Annotated in this window: 21 protein-coding genes, 4 tRNA genes and 2 pseudogenes; 13 read left to right on the top strand and 14 right to left on the bottom strand. The window is 69.9% G+C overall.

Annotation, left to right across the window (positions count from 1 at the left end):
• Positions 1 to 53: 53 nt before the first annotated feature.
• Entirely contained in the window at positions 54 to 1,139 is a 1,086-nt protein-coding gene (locus FEZ32_RS12085; RefSeq protein WP_097798915.1) for an App1 family protein, read from the bottom strand.
• 194 nt (positions 1,140 to 1,333) lie between these two features.
• On the opposite strand from FEZ32_RS12085, the gene FEZ32_RS12080 reads away from it, so the two are divergent.
• Complete coding sequence (locus FEZ32_RS12080) at positions 1,334 to 2,506, top strand: alkaline phosphatase family protein (protein WP_244937993.1); 1,173 nt, start codon at positions 1,334 to 1,336, stop codon at positions 2,504 to 2,506.
• A 669-nt stretch (positions 2,507 to 3,175) separates the two neighbouring features.
• Here FEZ32_RS12080 and sepH read toward each other — a convergent pair.
• Positions 3,176 to 3,784 (bottom strand): annotated as a pseudogene (sepH, locus tag FEZ32_RS14155) (septation protein SepH); the annotation flags it as partial.
• A gap of 307 nt (positions 3,785 to 4,091) precedes the next feature.
• On the opposite strand from sepH, the gene FEZ32_RS12070 reads away from it, so the two are divergent.
• A complete protein-coding gene (locus FEZ32_RS12070; protein ID WP_028702992.1) occupies positions 4,092 to 4,388 on the top strand; it encodes a DUF4193 domain-containing protein in 297 nt (98 codons plus the stop codon).
• A 40-nt stretch (positions 4,389 to 4,428) separates the two neighbouring features.
• Here the strand turns inward: FEZ32_RS12070 and FEZ32_RS12065 are convergent, their stop codons facing one another.
• Positions 4,429 to 4,689 (bottom strand): DUF4235 domain-containing protein, encoded by a 261-nt coding sequence (locus FEZ32_RS12065; protein WP_028702993.1) that lies wholly within the window; start codon positions 4,687 to 4,689, stop codon positions 4,429 to 4,431.
• A gap of 132 nt (positions 4,690 to 4,821) precedes the next feature.
• Here FEZ32_RS12065 and FEZ32_RS12060 point away from each other — a divergent pair, with 132 nt between their 5' ends.
• The 4 genes from FEZ32_RS12060 (at position 4,822) to FEZ32_RS12045 (ending at position 7,090) form a co-directional block, all read left to right on the top strand.
• Positions 4,822 to 5,334: a DUF3093 domain-containing protein gene (locus FEZ32_RS12060; protein WP_097798912.1), complete on the top strand. Its 513-nt coding sequence runs from the start codon at positions 4,822 to 4,824 to the stop codon at positions 5,332 to 5,334.
• Positions 5,335 to 5,348: 14 nt separating this feature from the next.
• Positions 5,349 to 5,792: a dUTP diphosphatase gene (gene dut / locus FEZ32_RS12055; protein WP_036981517.1), complete on the top strand. Its 444-nt coding sequence runs from the start codon at positions 5,349 to 5,351 to the stop codon at positions 5,790 to 5,792.
• 75 nt (positions 5,793 to 5,867) lie between these two features.
• Positions 5,868 to 6,698, top strand: coding sequence for a DUF3710 domain-containing protein (locus FEZ32_RS12050; protein WP_338028424.1), 831 nt, complete (start codon positions 5,868 to 5,870; stop codon positions 6,696 to 6,698).
• A complete protein-coding gene (locus tag FEZ32_RS12045; RefSeq protein ID WP_051238270.1) occupies positions 6,698 to 7,090 on the top strand; it encodes an OB-fold nucleic acid binding domain-containing protein in 393 nt (130 codons plus the stop codon). Before FEZ32_RS12050 ends, FEZ32_RS12045 begins: the two co-directional genes overlap by 1 nt.
• A 49-nt stretch (positions 7,091 to 7,139) precedes the next feature.
• Here FEZ32_RS12045 and FEZ32_RS12040 read toward each other — a convergent pair whose 3' ends face one another.
• Both FEZ32_RS12040 and FEZ32_RS12035 read right to left on the bottom strand, forming a co-directional pair.
• Positions 7,140 to 7,802, bottom strand: a complete 663-nt coding sequence (locus FEZ32_RS12040; RefSeq protein ID WP_028702998.1) for a potassium channel family protein — start codon at positions 7,800 to 7,802, stop codon at positions 7,140 to 7,142.
• Positions 7,803 to 7,832: 30 nt separating this feature from the next.
• Complete coding sequence (locus FEZ32_RS12035) at positions 7,833 to 8,480, bottom strand: potassium channel family protein (protein ID WP_051238286.1); 648 nt, start codon at positions 8,478 to 8,480, stop codon at positions 7,833 to 7,835.
• Between the two features lie 119 nt (positions 8,481 to 8,599).
• Between FEZ32_RS12035 and FEZ32_RS12030 the strand changes: the two genes are divergently transcribed.
• The 4 genes and pseudogenes from FEZ32_RS12030 to dxs all read left to right on the top strand — a co-directional run.
• Positions 8,600 to 10,630 carry an APC family permease gene (locus FEZ32_RS12030; protein ID WP_028703000.1) on the top strand — a complete coding sequence of 677 codons (2,031 nt, stop codon included), beginning with the start codon at positions 8,600 to 8,602 and terminating at the stop codon, positions 10,628 to 10,630.
• 94 nt (positions 10,631 to 10,724) lie between these two features.
• On the top strand, positions 10,725 to 11,900 hold the full coding sequence (locus tag FEZ32_RS12025) for a class I SAM-dependent RNA methyltransferase (RefSeq protein ID WP_138680684.1): 1,176 nt from the start codon (positions 10,725 to 10,727) through the stop codon (positions 11,898 to 11,900).
• Positions 11,901 to 12,060: 160 nt separating this feature from the next.
• On the top strand, positions 12,061 to 14,742 hold the full coding sequence (gene acnA / locus FEZ32_RS12020; protein WP_138680683.1) for an aconitate hydratase AcnA: 2,682 nt from the start codon (positions 12,061 to 12,063) through the stop codon (positions 14,740 to 14,742).
• Between the two features lie 108 nt (positions 14,743 to 14,850).
• Positions 14,851 to 16,740: pseudogene (gene dxs / locus FEZ32_RS12015) on the top strand (1-deoxy-D-xylulose-5-phosphate synthase); the annotation flags it as partial.
• A 21-nt stretch (positions 16,741 to 16,761) separates the two neighbouring features.
• Here the strand turns inward: dxs and FEZ32_RS12010 are convergent.
• The 7 genes from FEZ32_RS12010 to FEZ32_RS11980 all read right to left on the bottom strand — a co-directional run bounded on the left by FEZ32_RS12010 (position 16,762) and on the right by FEZ32_RS11980 (position 20,373).
• A complete protein-coding gene (locus tag FEZ32_RS12010) occupies positions 16,762 to 18,024 on the bottom strand; it encodes an HRDC domain-containing protein (protein WP_138680681.1) in 1,263 nt (420 codons plus the stop codon).
• Complete coding sequence (locus tag FEZ32_RS12005) at positions 18,021 to 18,617, bottom strand: DUF3000 domain-containing protein (RefSeq protein WP_097798906.1); 597 nt, start codon at positions 18,615 to 18,617, stop codon at positions 18,021 to 18,023. The genes FEZ32_RS12010 and FEZ32_RS12005 overlap by 4 nt, the downstream gene beginning before the upstream one ends.
• Before the next feature lie 65 nt (positions 18,618 to 18,682).
• Positions 18,683 to 19,114: a peptide-methionine (R)-S-oxide reductase MsrB gene (gene msrB / locus FEZ32_RS12000; RefSeq protein ID WP_138680680.1), complete on the bottom strand. Its 432-nt coding sequence runs from the start codon at positions 19,112 to 19,114 to the stop codon at positions 18,683 to 18,685.
• 117 nt (positions 19,115 to 19,231) lie between these two features.
• Entirely contained in the window at positions 19,232 to 19,981 is a 750-nt protein-coding gene (locus FEZ32_RS11995; protein WP_028703006.1) for a sirohydrochlorin chelatase, read from the bottom strand.
• A gap of 135 nt (positions 19,982 to 20,116) precedes the next feature.
• Positions 20,117 to 20,191, bottom strand: a tRNA-Val gene (locus FEZ32_RS11990).
• A gap of 1 nt (position 20,192) precedes the next feature.
• Positions 20,193 to 20,263 (bottom strand) — tRNA-Cys (locus FEZ32_RS11985).
• Positions 20,264 to 20,300: 37 nt separating this feature from the next.
• Positions 20,301 to 20,373: transfer RNA gene (locus FEZ32_RS11980), tRNA-Gly, on the bottom strand.
• Between the two features lie 179 nt (positions 20,374 to 20,552).
• Between FEZ32_RS11980 and FEZ32_RS11975 the strand changes: the two genes are divergently transcribed.
• Positions 20,553 to 20,627: transfer RNA gene (locus FEZ32_RS11975), tRNA-Val, on the top strand.
• Between the two features lie 173 nt (positions 20,628 to 20,800).
• Here the strand turns inward: FEZ32_RS11975 and FEZ32_RS11970 are convergent.
• Positions 20,801 to 22,180 carry a glycoside hydrolase family 32 protein gene (locus FEZ32_RS11970; protein ID WP_097798905.1) on the bottom strand — a complete coding sequence of 460 codons (1,380 nt, stop codon included), beginning with the start codon at positions 22,178 to 22,180 and terminating at the stop codon, positions 20,801 to 20,803.
• A gap of 103 nt (positions 22,181 to 22,283) precedes the next feature.
• Positions 22,284 to 23,912 carry a phosphoglucomutase (alpha-D-glucose-1,6-bisphosphate-dependent) gene (gene pgm / locus FEZ32_RS11965; RefSeq protein WP_138680679.1) on the bottom strand — a complete coding sequence of 543 codons (1,629 nt, stop codon included), beginning with the start codon at positions 23,910 to 23,912 and terminating at the stop codon, positions 22,284 to 22,286.
• 102 nt (positions 23,913 to 24,014) lie between these two features.
• Here pgm and FEZ32_RS11960 point away from each other — a divergent pair, with 102 nt between their 5' ends.
• Together FEZ32_RS11960 and FEZ32_RS11955 are read left to right on the top strand one after the other, a co-directional pair.
• On the top strand, positions 24,015 to 24,947 hold the full coding sequence (locus tag FEZ32_RS11960; protein WP_028703010.1) for a tetratricopeptide repeat protein: 933 nt from the start codon (positions 24,015 to 24,017) through the stop codon (positions 24,945 to 24,947).
• Positions 24,948 to 25,019: 72 nt separating this feature from the next.
• Entirely contained in the window at positions 25,020 to 25,733 is a 714-nt protein-coding gene (locus tag FEZ32_RS11955) for an HAD family hydrolase (protein WP_138680678.1), read from the top strand.
• The last annotated feature ends 15 nt before the right edge of the window (positions 25,734 to 25,748 follow it).

Below are 25,748 nucleotides of genomic sequence, written 5' to 3'. Positions count from 1 at the left end.
GTCCCCGCTCCAGGGCCAGCTGAGGGGCCCCACCACGCTACCGGATCGAGGCCTCAGTCGCTCTGCCGACCCTCCGCGGCGTCGTCCTCGCAGCGGCTGGTCCTGGCGAGAGTCTCACGCAGCCGGGGATACAACTGGTCTCCGTCGGCGGCCCTCACCAGCGGCGCCGACCCGTGGCCCCAGCCGGACCGGGACCCGCGCTCCAGGGCGGTTGCCGCCCCGTGCGCCAGCACCTGCTGGGCCGGCGACAGCTCGCGGATCGCGATGGCCCGGACATGTCCGGGCCGCCCCTCGTCGAGCTCGGTGTACAGGTCGACGTCGTGCTGGCCGTCGTCGCCGACCAGCACCCACCGGATGTGCGGGAAGTCCCGGGCGAGCTCGCGCAGTGCGGCCCTCTTGTGCTCGGGTCCGGAGCGGAACCAGCCGGTGTTGGTGGGCCCCCAGTCGGTGAGTAGCAGAGGACCGGTCGGGTACCCGTGGCGGGCCAGGAACCGGGTGAGGAAGGGATAGGTGTTCCAGGCCCCGGTCGAGACGTAGACCACCGGTGCGCTCGGGTGCTCGGCGAGCAGCCGCTGATACATCCTCGCCATTCCCGGCACCGACTGTCGGGCCTGCTCGGTGCGGACGAAGGAGTTCCAGGCCGCGATGAGGGACCGCGGCAGGAAGGTGGCGATCACCGTGTCGTCGATGTCGGAGATGATCCCGAAGGTCTCCTCGGGGGCCACCACCAGGACCCGGGCCCGCGCCGAGCAGGAGTCGGGGCCGTCAAGCCTCAACTCGTGCCATCCCGGTGCCAGGCCAGGGTTGGCGACCCGCAGGTCGATGTAGCCGTTCCGATCGGCGTGCAGGGCCATCCTCTCCCCGGCCAGGATGAGGGACACCTCGGCGCCGGGAGCCGGAACCTGGAGGAAGTTGCGCCAGCCGCGCTGACCCAGGAAGTCCTCGGCGACCCGGCCCAGCACGGTGCGTCCCAACGGAGGGGCCGTCACCACCCGGGCGAGGATCCGGATCCCGGTCTGGGAGCCGTAACCGAAGTACGGGATCACCTTGGTGATCCAGCCGCGCCGACCCACGATCCGGTTCAGGCGACGAGTGAGGGCCTCTTCCACCCGGGCACCGATGAAAGGGCGGTTCGTCATGATGCCGACCCTAGTGCAGGACACCCCTCATTCCTCCGGCTCCTGAGCACACGCCCGAGAATCCACCGGCGTCCCGGTGGCATAGTGGTCCCGATCGTCCCGCATCCATGCGGGCCTGAGAAGGAGTCGAGCTCGTGCCCGTACCCGTGTCCACCTCCGGATCCGTGCCCGCCACCTGTTGGCCCGACGAGTTCCTGCTGCCGCGCCACGGCGCCACGACACTGGCCCAGCTGGTCCCGGCGATCGGCTCCCACCTGACCTCCGGCCGCGCAGATCCCGGATCTGCCGATCCTGACACCGCTGGCATGGAGCTGTTCGACCAGGATCCCTTCGGCCTGCCTGAGGCCCGCCGCTACGTCGTCCTGCTGGTCGACGGAATGGGGGAGCAGCTGCTGGACCGGCATCGTCGGCTGGCCCCCCAGCTCGACTCCCTGGAGCGCTGCCCGGTGCCGGTCACCTGTGCGGTCCCCTCGACCACCGCGACCTCGCTGAGCTGTCTGGGAACCGGCAGCCAGCCCGGGTGCCACGGGATCATGGGATACACCTTCCGCTCCCCGGTGGGTGGCCGGATGATGAACGCCCTGAGCTGGCAGGGCGGTGACGATCCCGCGGTCGTCCAGCCCCACCGCACCGCCTTCCAGCGACTGGCCGGTGCCGGCGTGGCGGTGACCTCGGTGGGTCCCCGCCGATTCGAGGGGTCCGGCCTGACCCGGGCCTCGCTGCGCGGGCCGCAGTTCCTGGGAGTCGACGACGAGGAGGACATCGATCTGCGGGTGGAGCTCGCCGGCCAGGGATCGGGAACCGGCGAGAGGTCCCTGTGCTACGTCTACGAACGGTCGCTGGATCATGTCGGCCACGGCCGGGGGTGCGAGTCATCGGCCTGGAGTCGCCGTCTCAACTGGGTCGATGAACTGGTCCAGGCACTGTGCGAGGGACTCGAACCGGGCACCGTGCTGGTGGTCACCGCCGACCACGGGATGATCGACGTCCCCGCCGCGCACCGTCTGGTCGTGGAGGACGAGCCCCAGCTGACGGCCGAGGTCGACGACATCGGGGGAGAGCCACGATTCCGCCAGATCTACACTCGAAACCCCCTGGAGGTGGCCCGGCGCTGGACCGAGATCCTGGCGGACCGGGCCGTGGTCCTCACCGCGGACCGGGCGATCGAGCAGGGCCTGTTCGGCGACTGGGACCCGACCCTGCGCAACCGGGTCGGCGACGTCCTGGTCGCGATGAGGAGTGACTGGGCGGTGATGACCCGGCGAGCCCCCCAGGAGCTGGGACTGGTGGGCATGCACGGCTCACTCAGCCGCGCGGAGATGGCCATCCCGATGAGATGGCAGATGGTTGGCACGCCGACCTGGTGAGGACCTGCCCGGCTGCTGTCGACCGGACGGCCGGTTCACAGGTGAGGGGTGGCTGGGTCACAGATGAGGAGTGGGGCCACCGAACATGATCTCGTCCCAACTGGGCACCGATGCCCTCTTGCTGTGACCTCCGCGGCGGCCACGGCGTCCCCCGGGCTTCGTCGACCTGCCCCCGGACCCCTCCTCGAGCTGCGACTCCTGCTGTTCGGAGTCGGAGTGCTCGTCGCCGGAGGGCTCGGCACCGGCGCCCCGGCCGTTGCCCGGCCTGCCCGTGTCGGCGGGTTCCCTGCTCGACGGTTCTGTGCTCGACTGCTCCCTGCTCGAGGAGCCCGGGTCCGACGAGCCGGTACCGGACTGGTCGTCGGGGCGATCGTCACCCGCGTCGCCGGTGCCCTGTGTCGGCTGGCCACCGGCCGCCTCCGCGCCGGTGTCGGCCACCGGGGGCGAGTCGAGACCCTCGTAGACGTTGACCGAGTCCTCCTGGAATCCGGCCAGCACCTCGTAGAGGGTGTCCATCTGGTGGTCGGTGCTCGGAACGAAGTCGTAGACGCCGTTGGTGGCGGTCATTCCTGGCAGTGTCGGCAGCTCGACCTGCGGTTCGGGGGCGGGATCGCGGTGCCGGTCGCCGTGGCCCGCGGCAGATGTCTCACCGGAGCTCGCCTGTTCGGTGCTGCCCGGCGCAGCGGCCGGCGACCCGGCGACCCGCTCGGTGGCGGCGCGGGTGGTGCGGCGGTTGCCGGGGCGCCGGCGGGGTCGGTCGCTGACGGCGCGGACGATCGCGAGCTCATCGTTGAGATCGATGGTGGGCTCCTGGTCGGGATCCTCGGGATCCTGGTCGGGATCGACCAGGGCGGTGCGGTCGTCCACCAGCCAGCGCGCACCGGCGTCCTGCGGGGTGGAGTAGCGGCCGCGCAGATCGAACTTGAAGGTGGCCTGCCCCTCTCCGGGGCCGGGCTCACCCTGCCAGGTGGCCAGCAGCGCCCAGGTGCGGTCGGGATGGCGCCAGCAGCGCCAGGAGAGCTCACTCTGGTCCAGGTCGTGGGACCGGCACACCTGCTCGACGACCGAACCCAGCGAACGGTGCGATCCGGGATCCGCGTGCCGTCTCACCGGGGCGCCCATGGCGGTCTCGACGATGTGGGCGAGCTCGGCGATCACCGGGACGGCGAAGGGTTCCACCTGCTCAGTGGGCACGCCCGCCTCGGCGGCGACGTCGTCCACGCTGGCCCCGGAGCGGATCCTCGACTGGATCTCCCGGGGGCTCAGTGCGCTGTCCATCCTCAGTCCTTCCCTCCCGGGGGAGCCGTGTCCCGGGGGTTCCTGCTTGTCGACACGTGCTCTGCGGGCACTCTACCGGCGCGCCACCGGTCGGGCACCTTTTCCGGGGCTGCTCCGCACTGGTCGAGGGTTGATTCCCGGTCCCTGCAACGGCCCCCGGGACCGGGGAGAACCACGGTGGTCGGGGACCATGCTGCACAGTGTGATACACATGGGGCCGAACATCGACCGGTGGACACCTCGATACAGCCCATTGCGTGCTGTCGCACCGATCACAAGGCACCCAGTTCGCTACGGGAGGGCAACTATGGCGACAGATTATGACGCCCCGCGCAAGACCGATGACGATCCCAATGAGGACTCCATCGAGGAACTCAAGAATCGCCGCAACGACTCGAACTCCGGAAAGGTCGATGAGGACGAGACCGAGGCGGCCGAGGCCTTCGAGCTTCCCGGAGCCGACCTCTCCCACGAGGAGCTCACCGTGCGGGTGCTTCCCCGGCAGTCCGGGGAGTTCACCTGCGCCTCCTGCTTCCTGGTGAAGGGACGTTCCCAGCTGGCAGAGGTCCGCGACGGGCTGTCCTACTGCGTCGACTGCGTCTGACCCGGTCCGCCCCGGCGGGGTGGGCGCAGTGGTCGGAGAGTCAGTGGGAGACGCTGCGGTTCAGCTGCTGGCGTCGGATAGCCCGGCTCACGAGCAGCTGGCTGGCGGCGACGCCGATCCCGCTGGCCACCATCCAGCTGAGTGCCTTGCCGGTCGAGACCTCCAGATCCTCGGAAACCGGGGGCTCGTCATCACCGGTGACGGTGCGCCACAGCAGCGACACCGCCTTCTGGGCGGCCAGGGTGGTGACAGCGCCGGCGAGCCCGGCGTAGATCTTCCAGAACAGCGTGTCAGAACTCATGGGGCCATCCTATGGGGGTCCACGTGCCACCATGGTCATCGTCGGGCTGCTCACCAGTTCCCGAGTGTCCTTGCCTTCACCGTCGACCCGAACTCCGGACAGGGAGGTGCGGAGGCCTGAGCCTCCCCCGTGATGTCTTCTCACTACACAGAACGCCTGTCGATGTCCTGGCCGTGGTGGCTCATCGCCGGTCTCTTCGCGGTCTCCATCGCGATTGCGGTGGCGGCCTGGACCCCTCCCGTGGTCGGCCTGGTGGCCGCCGTCATCATCCTCGCCGTGACGCTGTGGGCCGGGCTGGCCGCCGGGGCGACCCGGATCCGCGCCGATGACCAGGCCGTCACGGTGGGCGGCAGTCGCATCGAGTGGCGGTGGATCGACCGGGTGCGGGCCTGCGACACCCAGACCATGGCCACGGTGACGCACAGCCGCCACCAGATCGACGCCTTCATCGTCACCCGCCCCTGGATCTCCACCGGAGTCGTGCTGCGACTGGCCGACCCGGCCGATCCCCATCCCGCCTGGATCCTGTCCACCCGACACCCCCAGGAGCTCGCGGCGGTCGTTCAGGACCATCTGCACCAGGCCGATCGGCCGGCGGTCGCACACCCCGGCCCGACCGGATCGACGCTGAAGGAGACACCGTGACCGACCAGATCGACATGACCCCCGAGATCGAGATCGCGACCACCGTGGCGGCGGGAGCCACCGCCCCGCACTACGCGATGCCCGGGGACGCCGGCGCCGACCTGTCGACCACCGTCGAGGTCGATCTGGCCCCGGGCCGGCGGCTCATGGTGCCCACCGGGGTTCGGGTTGCCATCCCCGACGGGTACGTCGGGTTCATCAACCCGCGCTCCGGACTGGCGGCGCGCACCGGACTCAGCATCGTCAACACCCCCGGCACCATCGACTCCGGGTACCGCGGGGAGCTACGGATCCTGCTCATCAACACCGATCCCAGCCATCCGATCCACCTGGACGCCGGGGACCGGATCGCCCAGCTCGTCATCATCCCGGTGGTCCGGGCCCGGTTCGTTCCGGTGGAGGAGCTTCCGCCGTCATCCCGGGGGGAGTCCGGGTACGGGTCCACCGGTGTGGCATGACTCTGCCGAGCCGTGGATAGACTGCGGTGACGCTCTGGGCGTCGTCGGGGTTAATCGTCACGGAAGGACCTGGTTGTGATCTTCGGTCGCAGGAAGAACAAGGACAAGGACGTCGACAAGGAGGCCGAGGTCGCGACCGAGCAGGTCGATGCCGCCGAGACCCCCGAGGACACCGCGTCCACCGAGGACACACCGGACTCTGTGGCCGCTGAGACTCAGGAGGACTCCGACGCCGAGGACGTAGCGAAGACCGAGGACGACGAGACCGCCGATGGGGACACCGAGGAGGACGGCACCGACCAGGACGGGGATGACGGCATCTACCGCATCAACCTGGAGCGCGAGGACGGTCCCTTCGACATCGACCAGGTCGACCTCGACGCCGACGACATCAAGCGGATCGACTTCGGATCGCTGATCGTCACCCCCTTCGAGGACATGCAGATGCAGATCCAGATCGACCAGGACAGCGGTGAGGTCCAGAGTCTGCTGGTCGTGCGCGGAAACAACGCCCTGGAGGTGGCCCTGTTCGCCGCCCCCTCCACCGGCGAGATGATCAGCCAGGTCCACCGGGAGATGATCCAGGGAACCGAGGCCCAGAACGGCCAGGCGGTCGTCAACCAGGGACCGCTGGGAGCCGAGCTGCACCGGGTGGTGCCGATGACCGGACCCGACGGGGATCAGGGATTCCACGTGTCGCGCAGCTGGCTGGCCCAGGGCCCCCGTTGGCTGCTGCGCGGCGTCCTGATGGGCGACTGCGCGGTGGGCGAGGAGCTGGACGCCACCGGCCAGCTGCTCCTGGAGTTCTTCTGCAACCTGGTGGTCCGCCGTGACGAGCTGCCCCGGGTGCCCGGCGACGTCATTCCGCTCAAGGTGCCCGACGAGCTGCGCGCCGAGGAGTCCTGATGGCCCGGCCCGCCCGCAGACCCGGAGCACGCCCCGGGGTGCTGCGCCGGGTCCTGTACCGGGTCGCGGCCTCCAACGACGACCTGGCCGACGACGAGCTGCGCAAGGAGTCCCAGAACGCCGGGGCGAGCACCATCGCCAACGCCCAGCCCCGCACCCGGGTGCGGATCCAGGGCAGGATCGAGGTCCTCACCCTCAACCCGAACGGCACCAACCGCTGGCTGGAGGCCGAACTCAATGACGGCACCGGCTCGGTCCACCTGGTGTGGATGGGGAGACGCCGGATACCCGGGCTGCGCGCCGGCCGCAGACTCGCCGTCGACGGCCTGATCGCCATCCACGACGGACAGTGGACCATCTACAACCCCAGGTACCAGCTGCTGAGCGACTAGCGGCGCGCGCCCCCGGACCCTCGCCCGGCCTGGCACCTACTACCGGCAGCTACTCCTTGGGGGCCAGCAGCTGGACGAGGTCCGACTCGTAGTTCGGCGAGACGATGAACAGCAGCTCGTCACCGGCCTCCAGAGCGCCGTCGCGCTCGGGGACCCGGCCCTGACCGTCCCTGATGACCGCCACCAGCACCCCGTCGCCGGGCAGCTGGATGTCGCGGACCCGCTCGCCGACCCGAGGACTCGTGTCGGGGAGGGTGAGCTCGACGAGGTTGGCGCGGCCCTTCTGGAAGGTGAACAGCCGCACCAGGTCGCCGACCGTCACCGCCTCCTCGACCAGTGCCGCCATCAGCCGCGGCGTGGAGACCGCGACGTCGACCCCCCACACCTCGTCGAACATCCACTCATTGCTCGGGTGGTTGACCCGGGCCACCGTGCGCGGCACCCCGAACTCCGTCTTGGCGAGCAGGGAGTGCACCAGATTGGCCTTGTCGTCGCCGGTCGCCGAGATCGAGACGTCGCAGTGGTCCAGCCGGGCCTCATCCAGGGAGTCCAGCTCGCAGGCGTCGGCGCACAACCACTCGGCCTCCGGCACGGTGTCGGGGTTCATGGCGTGGGGATTGCGGTCGATGAGAAGGATCTCGTGCCCGTGGGCGATGAGCTCACGGGCGATGGACCGGCCGACATTGCCGGCCCCGACGATGGCGATGCGCAATTTGAGTTGCCTTTCAGAGGTGGGAGCGGCTCAGCGGCGGGCCGGGGGAGCGGCGAGCAGGCGCTCGACCTCGGGCACCCGCTCGACCTCGACGGCCGCGTAGACGACGTCGCCGTCCTGGAGCAGGGTGGAGGGGGAGGGCACGATGCCGGTCCCGAAGCGCTGCAGGAAGGGCAGCGGGGTGTGGATCTGGTCCTGGATCGCACTGATCTTCATCCCCACCCAGGCCGCGTGGGTGTTCACCCGGATCAACCGGGCCTGACCCGAGGGATCGCGCCAGGCCGGCTCGGAGCCCTCCGGCATCATGGAGCGCAACACCTGGTCGGCGGCCCACCGCACGGTGGCCACGGTCGGAATCCCGAGTCTCTCGTAGACCTCGGCGCGACCCTGGTCGTAGATCCGGGCCACCACGTTGTCGATGCCGAACTCCTCGTGGACCACCCGGGCGGCCAGCACATTGGAGTTGTCACCGCTGGACACCGCGGCGAAACCGTCCGCATTGCGGATATCGGCCTTCTCCAGAACGGTGCGGTCAAAACCCACCCCGCGCACCGTGATGCCGCGGAACTCCGGGCCGAGACGACGGAACGACTCCGCCTCCTGGTCGATGACCGCCACACTGTGGCCGCGCTTCTCCAGAGACCTGGCCAGGCTCGAACCGACCCGACCGCATCCCATGATGACGATGTGCACGTGACCCTCCCGTCACTCTCAGGGTGTCATTCTGCCCTGTCGGGGCCGCGGTGTCGCACCGCCCGTCTTCTGCACCGCGGCGCTCAGACGTAGAGTGACCGCTCGTGAATGTAACGCAGGCTGTGAAGAGACTGCTCATCGGGCGCAAGCTCGAGAGCAGCGAACTGGGCCAGACGCTGCTGCCCAAGCGCATCGCGCTGCCCGTGTTCGCCTCTGACGCGCTGTCGAGCGTTGCCTACGCTCCCGACGAGATCCTCATCACCCTGTCCCTGGCGGGGGCGGCCGGGTTCGCCTTCTCCTGGAAGATCGGCATCGCGGTCGCCTGCGTGATGCTCGTCGTGGTGATGTCCTACCGACAGACCGTGCACGCCTACCCGTCGGGAGGCGGGGACTACGAGGTCGCCACCGACAACCTCGGCCCCAATGCCGGCCTCGTGGTGGCCAGCGCCCTGCTGGTCGACTACCTGCTGACGGTGGCGGTGTCGGTCTCCTCGGGAGTCCAGAACGCCGAGGCGATGATCCCGGCCATCCACGGCCACGAAGGACTGGTAGCGGCCGGGGTGATCGTGGTTCTCACCGGCCTGAACCTGCGCGGCACCCGCGAGTCGGGAACCTTCTTCGCGATCCCGGTCTACGCCTTCATGATCAGCGTCGGCGCGATGGTGGCCTGGGGACTGGTCCGGATCTTCCTGATGGGTCAGGACCTGCGCGCCGCCACCGCCGGACTCCAGGTGGAGGGATCGGCCAAGTACACCTCGATGATGGGCCTGGCGATGGTGGCCCTGATGGCGCGCACCTTCTCCTCGGGATGTGCCGCCCTGACCGGAGTCGAGGCGATCTCCAACGGCGTCCCCTCCTTCCGGGAGCCCAAGTCCCGCAACGCCGCGGCGACCCTGGCCCTGCTGGGCGGGATCGCCGTGTCGATGCTGATGGGGATCATCGTGCTGGCCCGGGTGACCGGGGTCCAGATGTTCGACGGGACCGGCGGCGGGTCCCGGATCATCGGTCCCGACGGTCATCCGCTGGCCGCCCAGACCACCGTGGTCGGCCAGCTGGCCCGCACCGTCTTCTTCGACACCTTCCGGCCCGGCTTTTACATCATGATCATCTGCACGATGCTCATCCTGTTCCTGGCCGCGAACACCGCCTTCAACGGCTTCCCGGTGCTCGGCTCGATCCTGGCCAAGGACGGCTTCCTGCCCCGCCAGCTGCACACCCGCGGAGACCGGCTCGCCTACTCCAACGGCATCATCACCCTGGCCGTCGGCGCCGCCGTGCTGGTACTGGCCTTCAACGCCTCGGTGACCGCCCTCATCCAGCTCTACGTGGTCGGGGTGTTCATCTCCTTCACGGTGAGCCAGACCGGCATGCTGCGGCACTGGACGCGCCTGCTGCGCTCCGACCAGAGGGCTCCCAAGGAGCAGCGGCGCACCTGGCAGCGCTCCCGGGTGATCAACGGGGTCGGCCTGGTGATGACCGGGATCGTCCTCATCATCATCCTGGCCTCGAAGTTCACCCACGGCGCCTACCTGGCCCTCATCGCGATGGTGGGAGCCTTCGCCCTGATGAAGTCGATCCGACGCCACTACGACAAGGTCCATGCGGAGCTGGAGCTGTCGGACTCCTCGGACCGGGCGCTGCCCTCGAGGGTGCACGCGGTGGTGATGGTCGCCGACCTCAACAAGCCGACCATGCGGGCCCTGCAGTTCGCCAAGGCCACCGTGCCGACCTTCCTGGAGGCCGTCACGGTCGACGTCGACCCCGACGCCACCGAGAAGGTCCTGCAGACCTGGGAGTCCGAGGACGTCGACGTCCCCCTGAAGGTCATCGCCTCGCCCTTCCGCGAGGTGACCAACCCCTTCGTCGAGCACATTCGGCGGATCCGCAGCGAGAACCCCCGCGACATGGTCGAGGTGTTCATCCCGGAGTACGTGGTCGGCCACTGGTGGGAGCGGGCGCTGCACAACCAGACTGGTGTGATGATCCGGGCCCGACTGCACTTCATGCCCGGCGTGCTGATCTCCACGGTGCCCTACCAGCTCAGCTCCTCCCGCTACGCCGAGCGGCGCTGGCGCCGTGACGATCCGCGCTCCTGGCGCGACTCGCGGCGGTCGGTGAGCTCGACTCGAGGCTGACCGGCCCTCGGGGGTGCGGTACGGCTCCCGGAGCAGACCGGGCAGACTGGGACGGCGACGGATCGACACGGACCCGTCGAGATGTGGAGGACCGATGACACAGCAGCACGAGGGCGCCGTCCTGGAGCTGGACCTGGGCCCGATCGCCCACGGCGGGTTCTGCGTGGCCCGCTCCGAGGGCCGGGTGGTCTTCGTGCGCGGCGGGCTGCCAGGGGAGAAGGTCCGGGCGAGGGTGCTGGACGACTCGAAGGCCTCCCACTGGTTCGCCGCCACCCGTGAGGTGCTGGTCGCCGACGAGCACCGCGTCGACCCGGTCTGCCCGGTGGCCGGGGTGTGCGGCGGGTGCGACTTCCAGCACGTCCAGATCGACTTCCAGCGGGAGCTCAAGCGTCGGGTGGTCGCCGAGCAGCTGCAGCGGATCGCCGGCATCGACTGGGAGGGTGCGGTCGAACCCGCCGACGCCGACGAGGACGGGCTGGGCTGGCGCACCCGGATGCACTACCGGACCCGTGACGGCGTCCCGGCGCTGCGCGCCTTCCGGTCCCACGACCTGGTGGCGGTGCCGGCCGAGGGATGCCCGATCTCCCATCCGAGCGGCCGGGCGGCCGCCCGCGATGCCGCCGCCGGCGCCGAGGAGGTCCAGGTGGTCGTCTCGGGCACCGGCGCCGACCGGACGAGGGTCTCGGTGCTGGCCGACGAGGTCCTGGTCGAGGGACCGGCCACCGTCACCGAGAGCTGCGGGCCGCTGCAGTGGAAGGTCGATGCCGGCGGATTCTGGCAGGTCCATCCCCGGGCCGCCAAGGTGCTCACCGCGGCCGTCCTCGACGGACTGCAACCGCGCCAGGCGGAGAAGGCCCTGGACCTGTACTGCGGGGTGGGACTGTTCGCCGGGGTCCTGGCCCGGGCCGGTGCGCGTGTCGAGGGTGTCGAGATCTCCCGGCGCGCGGTGACCCTGGCCCGACGCAATGTCACCGGGCGGTTCATCGTCGGGCGCACCGAGCGCTCGATGAGGCAGCTGTCCTCGCGCGCCGACCTGGTCGTGCTGGACCCGCCGCGCAAGGGGGCCGGCCGCAAGGTGGTGGCCGAGATCCTCACCCGTCGTCCCCGGGCGGTGGCCCACGTCGCCTGCGACCCCGCCTCGCTGGCCCGGGACCTGTCACTGTTCGCCGAGGGGGGCTACCGGCCGGCCTCGATCAGGGCCTTCGACCTGTTCCCGATGACCCATCACGTCGAGTGCGTGGCGATCCTGGTTCCCGCCACCGAGGACTGAGCCGCGGGACCGGCCCGGCACGCCGTTCCAGCGTGGTATCTTGACGTCAAGAGAAACGCCATGAGCCGTGTCGTCTCAGCCGTTCTGGACCGGACAGGCCCGGACGGGGCCATGATGGGTTCTGGACCGATCCAGCCCGCTACAGCTTGGAGTTCAACCGATGAGCATCAATAGTTTCGGCGCGAGAAGAACCCTCGAGGTCGATGGCCAGTCGTACCAGATCTACGGGGTGGACGCCGTCGAGGGTTCGGCGGACCTGCCCTACAGCCTCAAGGTGCTCCTGGAGAACCTGCTGCGCACCGAGGACGGCGCCAACATCACCACCGACCAGATCTCCTCGCTGGGCCACTGGGACCCCGAGGCCCAGCCCTCCCACGAGATCCAGTTCACCCCGGCCAGGGTGATCATGCAGGACTTCACCGGCGTCCCCTGCATCGTGGACCTGGCCACCATGCGCGAGGCGGTCGCCGATCTGGGTGGGAACCCCGAGCAGGTCAATCCGCTGTCTCCGGCCGAGATGGTCATCGACCACTCCGTTATCGTCGACAGCTTCGGCACCCCCAGGGCCTTCGAGTTCAACCAGGAGATGGAGTACCAGCGCAACCGCGAGCGCTACCAGTTCCTGCGCTGGGGCCAGGGCGCCTTCGAGAACTTCCGGGTCGTCCCGCCGGGCACCGGCATCGTCCACCAGGTCAACATCGAGCACCTCGCCCGGGTGACCTTCGTCGGCGAGGAGGACGGCCGGAAGGTCGCCTATCCGGACACCTGCGTGGGCACCGACTCCCACACCACGATGGTCAACGGACTCGGCGTGGTGGGCTGGGGGGTCGGCGGGATCGAGGCCGAGGCCGCAATGCTGGGCCAGCCGGTCTCGATGCTGGTGCCCCGGGTGGTCGGCTTCAAGCTCCACGGCGCCCTCGCCGAGGGGGTCACCGCCACCGACCTGGTGCTCACCATCACCCAGATGCTGCGCGAGCACAAGGTGGTCGGCAAGTTCGTCGAGTTCTACGGGCCGGGCGTGGCGGCCGTTCCGCTGGCCAACCGGGCCACCCTGGGCAATATGAGCCCCGAGTACGGCTCGACCATCGCCGTCTTCCCGATCGACCAGGTGACCCTGGACTACCTGCGCCTCACCGGACGCCCCGAGCACCAGATCGCCCTGGTGGAGGCCTACGCCCGGGCCCAGGGGATGTGGCACGACCCCGACCACGAGCCGCGTTACTCCGAGTACCTGGAGCTGGACCTGTCGACCGTCGAGCCCTCCCTGGCCGGACCCAAGCGCCCCCAGGACCGGATCCCGCTGGCCGGCTCCAAGCAGGCCTTCGAGAAGGTAGTGCCGCGCTACTCCTCCCAGCCCGACATCACGGTCCCGGTCACCCTCTCCGACGACCGCTCCTTCGACCTGCGCAACGGCGCGGTGAGCGTGGCGGCGATCACCTCCTGCACCAACACCTCCAACCCGAGCGTGATGATCTCCGCCGGGCTGGTGGCCCGCAAGGCCCGCGCCCTGGGGCTGAGCCCCAAGCCGTGGGTCAAGACCTCCCTGGCGCCGGGCTCCCAGGTGGTCACCGACTACCTGGACCGGTCCGGACTGACCTCCGACCTGGACGCCCTGGGCTTCGACCTGGTCGGCTACGGGTGCACCACCTGCATCGGGAACACCGGCCCGCTGATCCCGGAGATCTCGGCGGCGGTCAACGAGAACGACATGGCCGTCACCGCGGTGCTGTCGGGCAACCGCAACTTCGAGGGCAGGATCAGCCCCGACGTCAAGATGAACTACCTCGCCTCGCCGCCCCTGGTGGTGGTCTACGCCCTGGCCGGCACGATGGACATCGATCTGGCCAACGAGCCGATCGGCACCGCCTCCGACGGCACCGATGTGTTCATGAAGGACGTCTGGCCCTCGGCCGAGGAGATCGAGCAGATCGTCGGTTCGGCGATCTCCGCCGACATGTACACCAGCCGCTACGCCGACGTCTTCGAGGGAGGTCCGCGCTGGAAGTCCCTGGAGACCCCCGACGGCAAGACCTTCGCCTGGGACCCGGAGTCGACCTATGTGCGCAAGCTGCCGATCTTCGACGGGATGCCCGCCGAGCCGCAGCCGGTCGGCGACATCACCGGGGCGAGGGTGCTGCTGAAGCTCGGCGACTCGGTGACCACCGACCACATCTCCCCGGCCGGGGCCATCAAGGCCGACTCGCCGGCCGGGCGCTGGCTGGCCGAGCGCGGGATCGCCCGCAAGGACTTCAACTCCTACGGCTCGCGGCGCGGCAACCACGAGGTGATGATGCGCGGCACCTTCGCCAACATCAGGCTGCGCAACCAGCTGGCACCGGGGACCGAGGGCGGATTCACCCGCGATCTCACCGTCGACGGCGGACCGGTCACCACCGTCTTCGACGCCTCCCAGCACTACCAGGCCGCCGGCATCCCGCTGGTCGTCCTGGGCGGCAAGGAGTACGGCTCGGGATCCTCCCGGGACTGGGCGGCCAAGGGCACGATGCTGCTCGGCGTCCGGGCGGTCATCACCGAGTCCTATGAGCGGATCCACCGCTCCAACCTCATCGGGATGGGGGTCCTGCCGCTGCAGTTCCCCGAGGGCTCCAGCGCCGACTCGCTGGGTCTGAACGGCACCGAGGTCTTCGAGATCACCGGCGTCGACGCCATCAACGAGACGATCCCCGAGACGGTCCACGTGCGGGCCACCGCGCCGGCCGACGCCCCTGCCCGGACCGTCGAGTTCGACGCCGTGGTGCGCATCGACACGCCAGGGGAGCGGGAGTACTACCTCAACGGCGGCATCCTGCAGTACGTGCTGCGGCACATGGCGTCGCGCTGAGCACTGCTGGTTGAGCACCGCGGCCCCGACGGAGTGATCCGTCGGGGCCGCGGTGCCTCCGGCGATGTCGGGGGCCGGCGGTTTCCCCCGGGCAATAAGATCTCTGCCATGGCCCTGCTCGACTCGATTCACGGTCCGGCTGATCTACGACAGCTCAGCGACCGTCAGACACGCGATCTCGCCGACGAGATCCGACAGTTCCTCATAGAGCATGTCAACCGCACCGGCGGCCACCTCGGCCCGAATCTCGGTGTGGTCGAGCTCACCCTGGCCATTCACCGGGTGTTCTGCTCCCCCCGGGACCCGATCATCTTCGACACCGGTCACCAGAGTTACGTCCACAAGATCATCACCGGTCGCAGCGGACTGTTCGACACCCTGCGCCAGGAGGACGGCCTGTCGGGATATCCCAGCCGCGCCGAGTCGCCGCACGACTGGGTGGAGAACTCCCACGCCTCGACCTCGCTGTCATGGGCCGAGGGAATGGCCGAGGGGATCCGGCTGACCGGCGGCGACCGGACCGTGGTAGCGGTGATCGGCGACGGGGCACTCACCGGTGGGATGGCCTGGGAGGCGCTGAACTCGATCGCCGCCCAGCAGGACCTGCAGCTGGTCATCGTCGTCAACGACAACGGCCGCTCCTACTACCCGACGGTCGGCGGGCTGGCCAACCAGCTGTCGGCGATCCGCACCGACCCGCGCTACGAGGAGACCCTCGACCGGATCAAGCAGATGGTGACCGACAAGCCCCTGGGGCGTCAGGTCTACGGCCTGATGCACGGCGTCAAGACCGGCATGAAGGACGCCCTGATCGGCAGCCACGGGATCTTCTCGGATCTGGGCATCAAGTACCTGGGACCGGTCGACGGGCACGACGTCGACGCTCTGGAACGAGCCCTGGAACTGGCCAAGCGGTACCGCCAGCCGGTCATCGTCCACGCGATCACCTCCAAGGGGAAGGGCTACCCGGCCGCCGAGCACGACCAGGAGGACCACTTCCACACCGTCGGCGCGGTCGACCCGGTCACCGGCCGGCCGCACGGCGTCAGCGCCGAGGACTCCTGGACCGCGACCTTCGCCCAGACCATGGTGAGCATCGGCAGGGCCCACCCCGAGGTCGTCGCGATGACCGCCGCGATGCTCCACCCGGTCGGTCTGGCTCCCTTCGCCGAGCGCTTCTCCGACCGGATCTTCGACGTCGGGATCGCCGAGCAGCACGCCATCACCTCGGCGTCGGGACTGTCGGCGGTCGGCCTGCACCCGGTGGTGGCGCTCTACTCCACCTTCCTCAACCGCGGCTTCGACCAGCTGTTGATGGATGCCGGACTGCATCACCAGGGGGTCACCGTGGTGCTGGACCGGGCCGGTGTGACCGGTTCGGACGGGGCCAGCCACAACGGGATGTGGGACACCTCGATCTGCGGGATCGTCCCCGGGATGCGGCTGTCGTGTCCCAGGGATCGTCACCATCTGGAGTCGCTGCTGTGGCAGGCGGTGGGGATCGAGGACGGCCCCACCGTGATCCGCTACTCCAAGGACCGGATGCCCGCCGAGATCCCGGTGCTGCGCAGCACCGGGGACCTGGACGTGCTGTGGCAGACCTCCCCGTCCGGGCCGGTCGACGTCCTGCTGGTGTGCCACGGTCAGATGTGCTCGGCCACCCTGGCGGCCGCCGAGCTGCTCGCCGGTGACCTGGGTCTGGACGGCGCCGGGATCGCGGTGGTGAGTCCCCGCTGGGCGCTGCCGGTCGACGAGGAGCTGCTGGCGATGGCGTCGCGGGCGCGCGCCGTGGTGAGTGTGGAGGACGGGCTGGTGGTCGGCGGTCTGGGGGCGCGGCTGTCCGGTGAGCTGCACGCCCGGGGGGTGTGGACTCCGGTGCTGGAGCTGGGCATCCCCTCGCAGTACCTGCCGCACGCCTCCCGGTCCAGCCTGCTGCACCGGATCGGGCTGGACGCCGCCGGGATCGCCGGGCGGGTCCGCCAGATGGTCGACGCTCTGGGCGAGGTGACCAGGCCGCGGCTAGCACAGCAGGCGACTGAGTTCCCCGCAGACCAGGTTGCGCTGCCAGGCACGCGCCCCCAGATCGGCCAGGAAGGCGTCGACGCCGCGCGGTGACAGGTCGGTCGGCGGTTGCCAGGCGAGTCGTCGCAGCCAGTCGGGAGAGATGAGGTTCTCCGGCGGCATGGCGAGGTCGGCGGCCCGCTGGTTCATCGCCGGGCGCACCGCCTCCCAGCGGGCCGCGGCCTCGGGATGGTGGTTCGCCCAGCTGCGCGGCGGTGGCGGACCGTCGGGCGGCAGGCGCCGGGGAGGGTAGTCCTGCGGGCTGGTGGCCACCGCGGCCTCCACGGCCCGTCGCCAGTCGTCGGTGTAGCGTCGGGCCCGACCGCGACGGAATCCGGAGGAGTGTCCGAGCTCCTCGGCGGTGAGGGTGACCCGGTCGCCGGTGTGGGTGCCCAGGGCGGAGATCGCCCGGTCGTTGACGATCCGTCCCGGAGCGATGTCGGTGCGCCTGGCGATGTCGTTGCGGGCCCACCACAGGTCCTTGACGACCTCCAGACCGGCCCGGGTCCGCACGTCGTGCAGGCCGGTGGTCCGTCTCCAACGCTGCGGGTCCGGGTCCGGCAGGTCGTCCGGAAGCTCGGCGCCGATCTGGACCAGGTGGTCGAACTCCTCGTCCGCCCAGTCCAGCTTGCCGGCCTGCCGCAGGTCGGCAATGAGGAGGTCGCGCAGCGGGATGAGCAGTTCGACGTCCAGTGCGGCGTAGACCATCCAGTCGGCCGGCAGGGGGCGGGTGGACCAGTCGGCGGCGGAGTGCTCCTTGAGCAGGTGGACCCCGAAGTAGTGCTCCACCATCGGTCCCAGGCCGACCCGTGGCAGCCCGAGCAGTCGGCCGGCCAGTTCGGAGTCGAACAGCCGGGAGGGTCTCAGCCCCTCCATCGCCAGGCAGGGCATGTCCTGGGTGGCGGCGTGCAGGATCCACTCGGTTCCCGACAGGGCCTCCGCCAGGGGGCCCAGCCCCGATCCGGTGCCGTGGTGGTCCAGGGCGGCGGGGTCGACGAGGTGGCTTCCCGATCCGGTGCGGCGCAGCTGGATGAGGTAGGCGCGGGTGTTGTAGCGGTAGCCGTGGGCGCGCTCTGTGTCGATGGCCACCGGTCCGGTGCCGGCGGCCAGCCGTTCGGCGGTGCGTAGCAGCGCCTCGGGGGTGTCGACCAGGGGCGGGACGCCCTCGGCAGGGAAGTTGAGGACCGGCAGCTCGGGGCCGTCGGGGTCGGTGTCGCTCATGCGTCGGCCTCCCACCGGCGGTGTCGTCTGAGCATGACCACTCCCGGGTCGGCCGGCGGAAGCCCGCAGATGTGGCACAACAGATCCTGCCAGGCCGCCAGGTGGGCGTCGAGCTGGGTCGCGTCGTCGACGAGGGGGGTCCAGGATGCGCGCAGTTCGATGCGGCTCTCCTGGGGCTTGTCGTCCAGGCCGCCGAAGGATCTGCTCACCACCGAGGTGGCGGTGCCCGCCAGGCAGGTGTAAGGGGCCTTGAGGTTGTCCAGGGCGTCGGTCAGCCAGGACCGGGCCACCCCCGACAGCAGGGGATCGGTGGCCATCTCCAGGTCGACCTCGGCCCGCGCGACGGTCACCAGCCGGGTGGTGCCCTGCCATGCCTCCGGGGCCTCGGGGTCATGGAGAATGATGAGACGGCCCTGTCCCAGGGTCCGGTCCCCCTCACAGACGGTGGCGTCCAGGGCCATCGCGTCCGGGGCGATCCGATGGGGCGCGGGAATCTCGGAGACGGTGAACTCGTCGCGCCACACGTGGTCGAGGATGTGAGCCCTCACTGCGGGAAAACCGTCGGGAAGATCGATCGGAGTGGGGTTGTTCACACCAGGAGGCTAACCGTGGGAGGTTCCCCGGTGCCACCGGGCGCGCCGCCCGGGCGGCGAGTCCCTCACCGCCCGGTGGGTTCCAGGGTGAGGCAGACCGAGTTGATGCAGTACCGCAGATCGGTCGGGGTGTCATACCCCTCGCCCGAGAAGACGTGTCCCAGGTGGGAGTCGCAGGCGGCGCAGCGCAACTCGGTGCGCGGCATCCCGGGCAGCGAGGTGTCGGTGATGTAACGCACCCGGTCCTCGGCCAGCGGCGAGAAGAAGCTCGGCCATCCGCAGTGGGACTCGAACTTCTCGGTGGAGCGGAACAGTTCGGCCCCGCAGGCCCGGCAGCGGTAGACCCCCTCGGTGGTGGTGCTGGTGTACTCGCCGGTGAAGGGGGCCTCGGTGGCCGCCTCGCGCAGCACCTTGAACTCCTGGTCGGTGAGTCGTTGACGCCACTGGTCGGGGGTCATCTGCACCCGGGGGGTGTCGTGGTGGTTCGTGCTGGTCATCGGGTCCTCCTCGGCCGATCGGACGCCGGTCGGTGAGCCTGTGCCCGCCGGTTCTGGCCGATCGTGGTCAGGTGAGGTCAACGCGGTGCGGTGACCCGATGTTCCCGGTCTCGCCGGTCAGTCCCCGCCGGGGTCCTCGGCCACCGACCCCATCGCCGCCGAGCAGTAGCGCTCGAAGGCCCACTGGGCCAGCAGCACGTCGTCGCCGATCGGGGCCGAGACCACCTCGGCCCCGGCCTCCAGGGCCGCCAGGTCGTGCTCGTGGGACTCGGGGCTGATGCTCACCCACAGGCTGCCGACCGCGACGTGACGGCGTCCCTCCCGGCGCAGCGAGTGCACCACCTCGGCGACGTGCAGGGCCCCGCTGGAACCACTGGCCTGCCGGACCGGGATGTGGTGGTGCTGGGACCACATCCGCGACATCCGCGACAGCATGGTGGACCCGCGCCGGTCCCCGGCGTCGGGGGAGGACAGCACCAGGGCGTCGATCTCCTGGGTGTGGGCGCGGTGGGTGGCCATCCGCATCCGGTCGTCGATGACGCCGAGCAGGGCGGGGGCCGGCCCGAGGGGCCGGGAGATCCGGACCGCCAGGTCCGGATGGGAGGCGCTCAGCAGTTCGGCGAGGGCCCGGACGGACTCCGGAGGCTCCTTGAGGTGGGTGAGATCCACCGGCACCAGCACGACCTCACTCCAGTCGGGCTTGGGTTCGGGGGGTGTGGCGGGGGCCGTCTGGGACCCGGCGAAGGAGATCGCGGTCTCGACGTGCGGGTGCTCTCGTGCCAGACGCTGACGCAGCCGGTGCGCAGCGATGGTCGCCTGCCCGGTCGCAGCCAGCGGCATCACGAGAAGGAGCACCGGTGCCGTCACGGTAGGACCCCTCCCGTCGTCTGTGTCCGCAACATTCTCGCATCGACGCACCGGGTCGCGGGGGCCGGGCACCGGAATCTGGCCGAAAGACAAGAAAAGGGCCGATCGGCTGGTGCCGACCGGCCCTTCGTCCGGTGGTGGGCGATGCCAGGTTTGAACTGGCGACCTCTTCCGTGTCAGGGAAGCGCGCTACCGCTGCGCCAACCGCCCGAGGTGGAGACGGGATTTGAACCCGTGTAGACGGATTTGCAGTCCGTTGCCTCGCCTCTCGGCCACTCCACCAAGATCGTCTTGGATGAGGTCCGAATGACCTTCTCCGAGCGGACGACGGGACTCGAACCCGCGACCCTCACCTTGGCAAGGTGATGCTCTACCAACTGAGCCACGTCCGCATGTTTCCGGTCGGCGATCCGCCCGGCGACGGGAAGAAACAGTATCCCACGGCGGCTGGGGGCGCAAATCTCCTCGCGCCGTCCCCGGGGGAGGGCACCCAGCCCGACGATGCGGATGCGATCGGGGTGCGGGTCCGGTTGGACATGACGGCAGAGGTCTGGCATAATCTTCCTCCGCTGGGCGGTTGGCGCAGTGGTAGCGCGCTTCGTTCACACCGAAGAGGTCGCGGGTTCGAAACCCGCATCGCCCACCAGGAACCCCTGTTCGATCAGGGGGCCACAGCAGAACCGCGGAGCACGATGCTCCACCACGAGGAGCGCCCGATCAGGGCGCTCCTCGTGCATGTTCGGGGTGACCTCGTGCTGTGCGTGCTGTGCCTTCGACCCGGACGGCTCACCGCGGGTCCGCACCCGAGTACCGCCTGGTCTACCGGTGGCCCGGGACGGCCTCTGTGGTGACGGTGCGCCCCAGCTGCCAGACAAGAGCCCGGGCGGGGGCCTGGATGGTCCACGGCGGCACCTGAGTGGGGTAGACCCGGGTCGTGACCGACCGACCGGCACTGGTGAAGATCTCCACCACGGACCCGTCGACCAGCACCCTCACCGCCGGACGATCGGCCGAGTCGTCGAAGGCCCCGGTCGCCACGGCGCAGCCGCCGTCGGCGCGGGGATCCGCGCTGGCCCTGCTGCGATCCACCGAGACGGTGTTCGCATCGGCATCCAGGGCGATGTCCAGGTGCTCGGTCTCGCAGAAGCGCAACCGGACCGTCCCGGTCTGCGCGGCGGGCAGGACGATCTCGCACTGCGCCCCGACGGTGGCCCCCTGCGCCGCGACGGGTGCACCGAGGCGCAGGGAGTCGAGTGTCGGGTGCGGCTCGCAGCACAGCCTGCCGTGGTCGAGCCAGGTCCGTCGGGGCAGCGAGATCGCCCCGGACCAGCCGGCCTGCCTGATCCACCCGGTGGCCCGACCCTCGGTGATCCAGCCGAACAGGACCGGCCCCCAGGGACTGTCCCTCATCACCGATGCGGCGTAGAAGTTCGGCCCGTCGTCGACCCTGAGCGGGTGCACAGGCCCGCCGAGGGACAGAGCGAGCACCTGGCCCGGCCCGCCGGCCTGCGACCAGGAGCAGACCAGCGCCACCTCGGACCCGTCGACCGGCAGGATCTGCGGGCACTCCCACCCCTCGCCGGTGTCCTCCCCGGCCACGACAGTCCGCGGAAGGGATGCAAGGTCGTCGACGTGGCGCCACTCCAGACCGTCGGCCGACCGGTAGTGGCGGATCGCAGCGACCTGACCGGTCCTCCCGGTCCTCGCCGAGCCGACCGCCATGGACCAGCCGTCCTCATCCCGCCACACGAAGGGGTCGCGGAACATCGTCACCGACTCCTCGGGTGCCGGATCCTCAACCACTCGAACCGGCGCGCCGAAGCTGGCACCACCGTCGTCGGACTGGGCCAGGAGCACCGTCTGGAGGGGATCGCCGGCCACCGCCCCGGAGTAGTAGGCGCGAATCGCCGGCCCTGCGCACACCGTGTTCCCAGACCAGACGCCGTCGGTGTCGGGGCCCCCGGGAAGCGGGGCGATCGCCGGCCGGTGAAGAGTCCAGTGCACCAGATCGGGGCTGGTGGCATGTCCCCACTCGACGGGGATATCCAGGTCCACCCGTGGACGCGACTGGAAGTACAGGTGGGTCGTCCGGCCGTCGTGGATCGGACCGTTGGGGTCGTTGAGATAGCCGCGGGGAGGGCAGATGTGGAACTGAGGACGGTGATGGTCGGCGGGGCGGTTCACGCTGCGGGACTCCATTCCGGTCAGGGGGCAAGGGTCGTGGTAGTGCACCGCGGCGGCCTCCCGTCGGGGAGGCCGCCGCGCAGCCCGGGCCGAGGAGTCGGTCCTCAGCAGGGCCGGATCACCTCAACGCCTCGTCGACGACCTCCTTGGCCTGGGCCTGCACCTGGGCCAGATGGTCGGCGCTGAGCAGCGACTCGGCGTAGATCTTGTACTTGCTCTCGGTGCCCGAGGGCCGGGCCGCGAACCAGGCGTGCTCGGTGATCACCTTGATGCCGCCGATCGGGGCGCCGTTGCCGGGAGCCTCGGTGAGGACCTTCTCGACCTTCTCCCCGGCCACCGTGTCGGCCGACACGTCGGAGGGCGACAGAGCCTTGAGGCGGGCCTTCTGCTCTCGGGTGGCGTCCGAGTCGATCCGGGCGTAGTAGGACTTGCCGAACCGGTCCTCGATGTCGGCGTAGTGCTCGGAGGGGGAGCGCCCGGTGACCGCCTTGATCTCGCTGGCGAGCAGCGCCAGCAGCAGGCCGTCCTTGTCGGTGGTCCAGGTGTGGCCGGCCAGGTCCAGGAAGGACGCCCCGGCCGACTCCTCTCCGCCGAACCCGATCTCACCGGTCATCAGGCCGGGCACGAACCACTTGAACCCGACCGGCACCTCGACCAGAGTCCGGCCGAGCTCGCCGACGACCCGGTCGATGAGGGAGGAGGACACCAGGGTCTTGCCGACCCCGGCGTCGGGGGACCAGCCCGGACGGTGCGCGTACAGGTACTGGATGGCCACCGCCAGGTAGGCGTTGGGGTTCATCAGGCCCGCGTCGGGGGTGACGATCCCGTGCCGGTCCGAGTCGGCGTCGTTGCCGGTGGCGATGTCGTAGTCGTCCTTGTGCGCGATGAGCGAGGCCATCGCGTTGGGGGAGGAGCAGTCCATCCGGATCTTGCCGTCGGTGTCCAGGGTCATGAACCGCCAGGTCGGGTCGACCGTCGGGTTGACGACGCTCAGGTCCAGTCCCAGGTGCTCGGAGATGTACTGCCAGTACTGCACCGAGGCGCCGCCCAGCGGATCGGCGCCGATGTGGACCCCGGCGCGGGCGATCGCATCGATGTCGATGGCGTTGCGCAGGTCCTCGCAGTAGGCCGTCCGGTAGTCGTGGCGGATGACATCGCCCTCGACCTGGTCGTAGGGCCTGCGGTGGATCCCCGAGGGGTCGGCCAGCAGCTGGTTGGCCCGCGAGGCGATCCAGCTCGTCACGTCGGTGTCGGCCGGGCCGCCGTGCGGCGGGTTGTACTTGAAGCCGCCGTCGCGGGGCGGGTTGTGCGAGGGGGTGACGACGATGCCGTCGGCCCGGGGACCCTCATGGTCGCGGTTGTAGACGATGATCGCCCGGCTCACCGCCGGCGTCGGCGTCCACTCGTCCTCGTGCTCGGCCATCACCGTGATGTCGTTGGCGCGCAGCACCTCGATGGCGGTGCGCCAGGCCGGTCCGGACAGCGCGTGGGTGTCCTTGCCGATGAACAGCGGTCCGGTGATCCCCTGGGAGGCGCGGTACTCGACGATCGCCTGGCTGGTCGCGGCGATGTGGGCGTCGTTGAAGGCGCCGTCGAGGGAGGAACCGCGGTGACCGGAGGTGCCGAAGACCACCTGCTGATCGGGATTGTCGGGATCGGGCTTGATGTCGTAGTAGGCCGAGACGACCGCGTCGACGTCGATGAGATCTTGTTCCTGGGCCGGCTGCCCAGCGCGTGGATGAGCCATGGCCCACATCCTGCCACCAGGACGCCCCTGTGCGTGGGGGCGACTGCAGGACGGCTCGAGGTCGGACGGGCCCTGTCCCGAGTCCTTGAGGGTTCTGCTTGAATGAGGGACATGTCAGCACAGTCGTTCAATCGTCCCGGAGCCGTGGACCTGTCAGACCTGGCAGCCAGGGCCCACACCAGCACCACCGCAGCACCTTCAGGTCCGGGAGGCGCCAGCTGGGTCGCGACGGTCAGCGACGAGCAGGGCTTCAACGACTACATCCAGAAGTCCATGCAGCACCCGGTTCTGCTGGAGTTCACCTCCGTCAAGGCCAACACCCAGGCGATGGACGCCGATCTGGACCGGATCACCAACGAGGCCGCCGGACGCTGGATCCTGGTGCGCATCGACGTCGACGCCGCTCCCCAGCTCGCCCAGGCCCTCAACGTCCAGGCCCTGCCCACGATCCTGCCGGTGGTGGCCGGTCAGCCGATCGCCCAGCCGATTCAGGGAACCCTGTCGGCCGACCAGATCACCCAGCTCACCGACCAGGTGACGAAGGTGGCGGTGGCCAACGGCATCGCCGGCAGTGCCGCACCGGTCTCCCAGGCACCCGCCTCCGCACCCGACGACGCGGCGGCACCTGACCCCCGCACCGCGGCCGCCGAGGCGCTGGTGCAGCAGGGCCGCTATGCCGATGCGGTGGCGGCCTACGACGAGTTGCTCGCCAAGACCCCCAATGACCCGGTGCTCACCGCAGGAAAGGTCGGAGCCGCCACCCTGCAGCGTCTGGACGGCAAGGACCCGGCGGCCCTGGTGGCCGCCGCCGATGCCGCGCCCGGCGATCTGGACGCCCAGCTGGCCGCCGCCGATGCCGAGTTGATGGGCGGGGATCCCGGCAAGGCCTTCAACCGGATCCTCGCGGTGATCAGGACCACTCGCGACGAGGACCGGGACCGGGCAAGGGTCCGTCTCCTGGAGCTCTTCTCGATGGTCGGGGAGGATCCCGCGGTGGCCCAGGCCCGCCGTTCGCTGGCCGCAGCACTGTTCTGAGCGCCGGGTCGCTCTGCTGTGGGCGTGACTCTGCAGTCGCAGACGACCTGGTCACGCCCATAGCATGGCCCCATGGACTGGACCGATTACTCGGGCGCCCTCTTTGATCTGGACGGCGTCCTCACCCCGACCGCTGTGATCCACCGGAAGGCCTGGAGTGAGATGTTCAACTCCTTCCTGGCCGAACACCCCGGCGCCAGGGCCTACACCGATGAGGACTACTTCCAGTTCGTCGACGGCAAACCCCGCTACGACGGGGTTCGTGCGGTGCTCGCCGACCGCGGCATCGCGATCGACGAGGGCAGCCCCGACGACCCGCCCCAGGCCCAGACCATCTGCGGGCTGGGCAACCGGAAGAACGACGCCTTCGTCGAGATCCTGTCCCGCGACGGCATCGGCCCCTACCAGGGCTCCCAGCGACTGGTCGACTGGTTGGCGGCCCAGCGCATCGAGATGGGGGTGGTCTCCTCCTCCCTCAACGCCGAGGCGGTGCTGAGGGCCTCGGGCCTGCGCAGCCGGTTCGATGTCGTCGTCGACGGTGTGGTGGCCGCCGCCGAGGGTCTGGCGGGCAAGCCCGCCCCCGACACCTATCTGCGCGGGGCGCAACTGCTGGGTCTGGAACCGTCGCGCTGCGTGGTCTTCGAGGACGCCGTCTCGGGGGTGGCGGCCGGTGCTGCCGGGCACTTCGGTCTGGTGGTCGGGGTCGACCGGGGGGTCGGCCGGGACCGGCTGCTCGCCTCGGGGGCCGACATCGTGGTGGACGATCTGGAGGAGGTCATCAAGTGAATCCCGACGGCGCAC

This window comes from Acidipropionibacterium jensenii, from assembly GCF_005890135.1.
GTDB lineage: Bacteria > Actinomycetota > Actinomycetes > Propionibacteriales > Propionibacteriaceae > Acidipropionibacterium > Acidipropionibacterium jensenii.
Note: the sequence above shows the minus strand (reverse complement) of the source record. Positions and strands in the feature narration are given on the sequence as shown.

Coding starts and splice junctions, on each gene's coding strand:
- FEZ32_RS12085 (WP_097798915.1), bottom strand. CDS start 1,139: ATGACGAACCGCCCTTTCATCGGTGCCCGGGTGGAAGAGGCCCTCACT.
- FEZ32_RS12070 (WP_028702992.1), top strand. CDS start 4,092: ATGGCGACAGATTATGACGCCCCGCGCAAGACCGATGACGATCCCAAT.
- FEZ32_RS12065 (WP_028702993.1), bottom strand. CDS start 4,689: ATGAGTTCTGACACGCTGTTCTGGAAGATCTACGCCGGGCTCGCCGGC.
- FEZ32_RS12060 (WP_097798912.1), top strand. CDS start 4,822: ATGTCTTCTCACTACACAGAACGCCTGTCGATGTCCTGGCCGTGGTGG.
- dut (WP_036981517.1), top strand. CDS start 5,349: ATGACCCCCGAGATCGAGATCGCGACCACCGTGGCGGCGGGAGCCACC.
- FEZ32_RS12045 (WP_051238270.1), top strand. CDS start 6,698: ATGGCCCGGCCCGCCCGCAGACCCGGAGCACGCCCCGGGGTGCTGCGC.
- FEZ32_RS12035 (WP_051238286.1), bottom strand. CDS start 8,480: ATGGGATGCGGTCGGGTCGGTTCGAGCCTGGCCAGGTCTCTGGAGAAG.
- FEZ32_RS12025 (WP_138680684.1), top strand. CDS start 10,725: ATGACACAGCAGCACGAGGGCGCCGTCCTGGAGCTGGACCTGGGCCCG.
- acnA (WP_138680683.1), top strand. CDS start 12,061: ATGAGCATCAATAGTTTCGGCGCGAGAAGAACCCTCGAGGTCGATGGC.
- FEZ32_RS12010 (WP_138680681.1), bottom strand. CDS start 18,024: ATGAGCGACACCGACCCCGACGGCCCCGAGCTGCCGGTCCTCAACTTC.
- msrB (WP_138680680.1), bottom strand. CDS start 19,114: ATGACCAGCACGAACCACCACGACACCCCCCGGGTGCAGATGACCCCC.
- FEZ32_RS11970 (WP_097798905.1), bottom strand. CDS start 22,180: ATGGAGTCCCGCAGCGTGAACCGCCCCGCCGACCATCACCGTCCTCAG.
- pgm (WP_138680679.1), bottom strand. CDS start 23,912: ATGGCTCATCCACGCGCTGGGCAGCCGGCCCAGGAACAAGATCTCATC.
- FEZ32_RS11960 (WP_028703010.1), top strand. CDS start 24,015: ATGAGGGACATGTCAGCACAGTCGTTCAATCGTCCCGGAGCCGTGGAC.
- FEZ32_RS11955 (WP_138680678.1), top strand. CDS start 25,020: ATGGACTGGACCGATTACTCGGGCGCCCTCTTTGATCTGGACGGCGTC.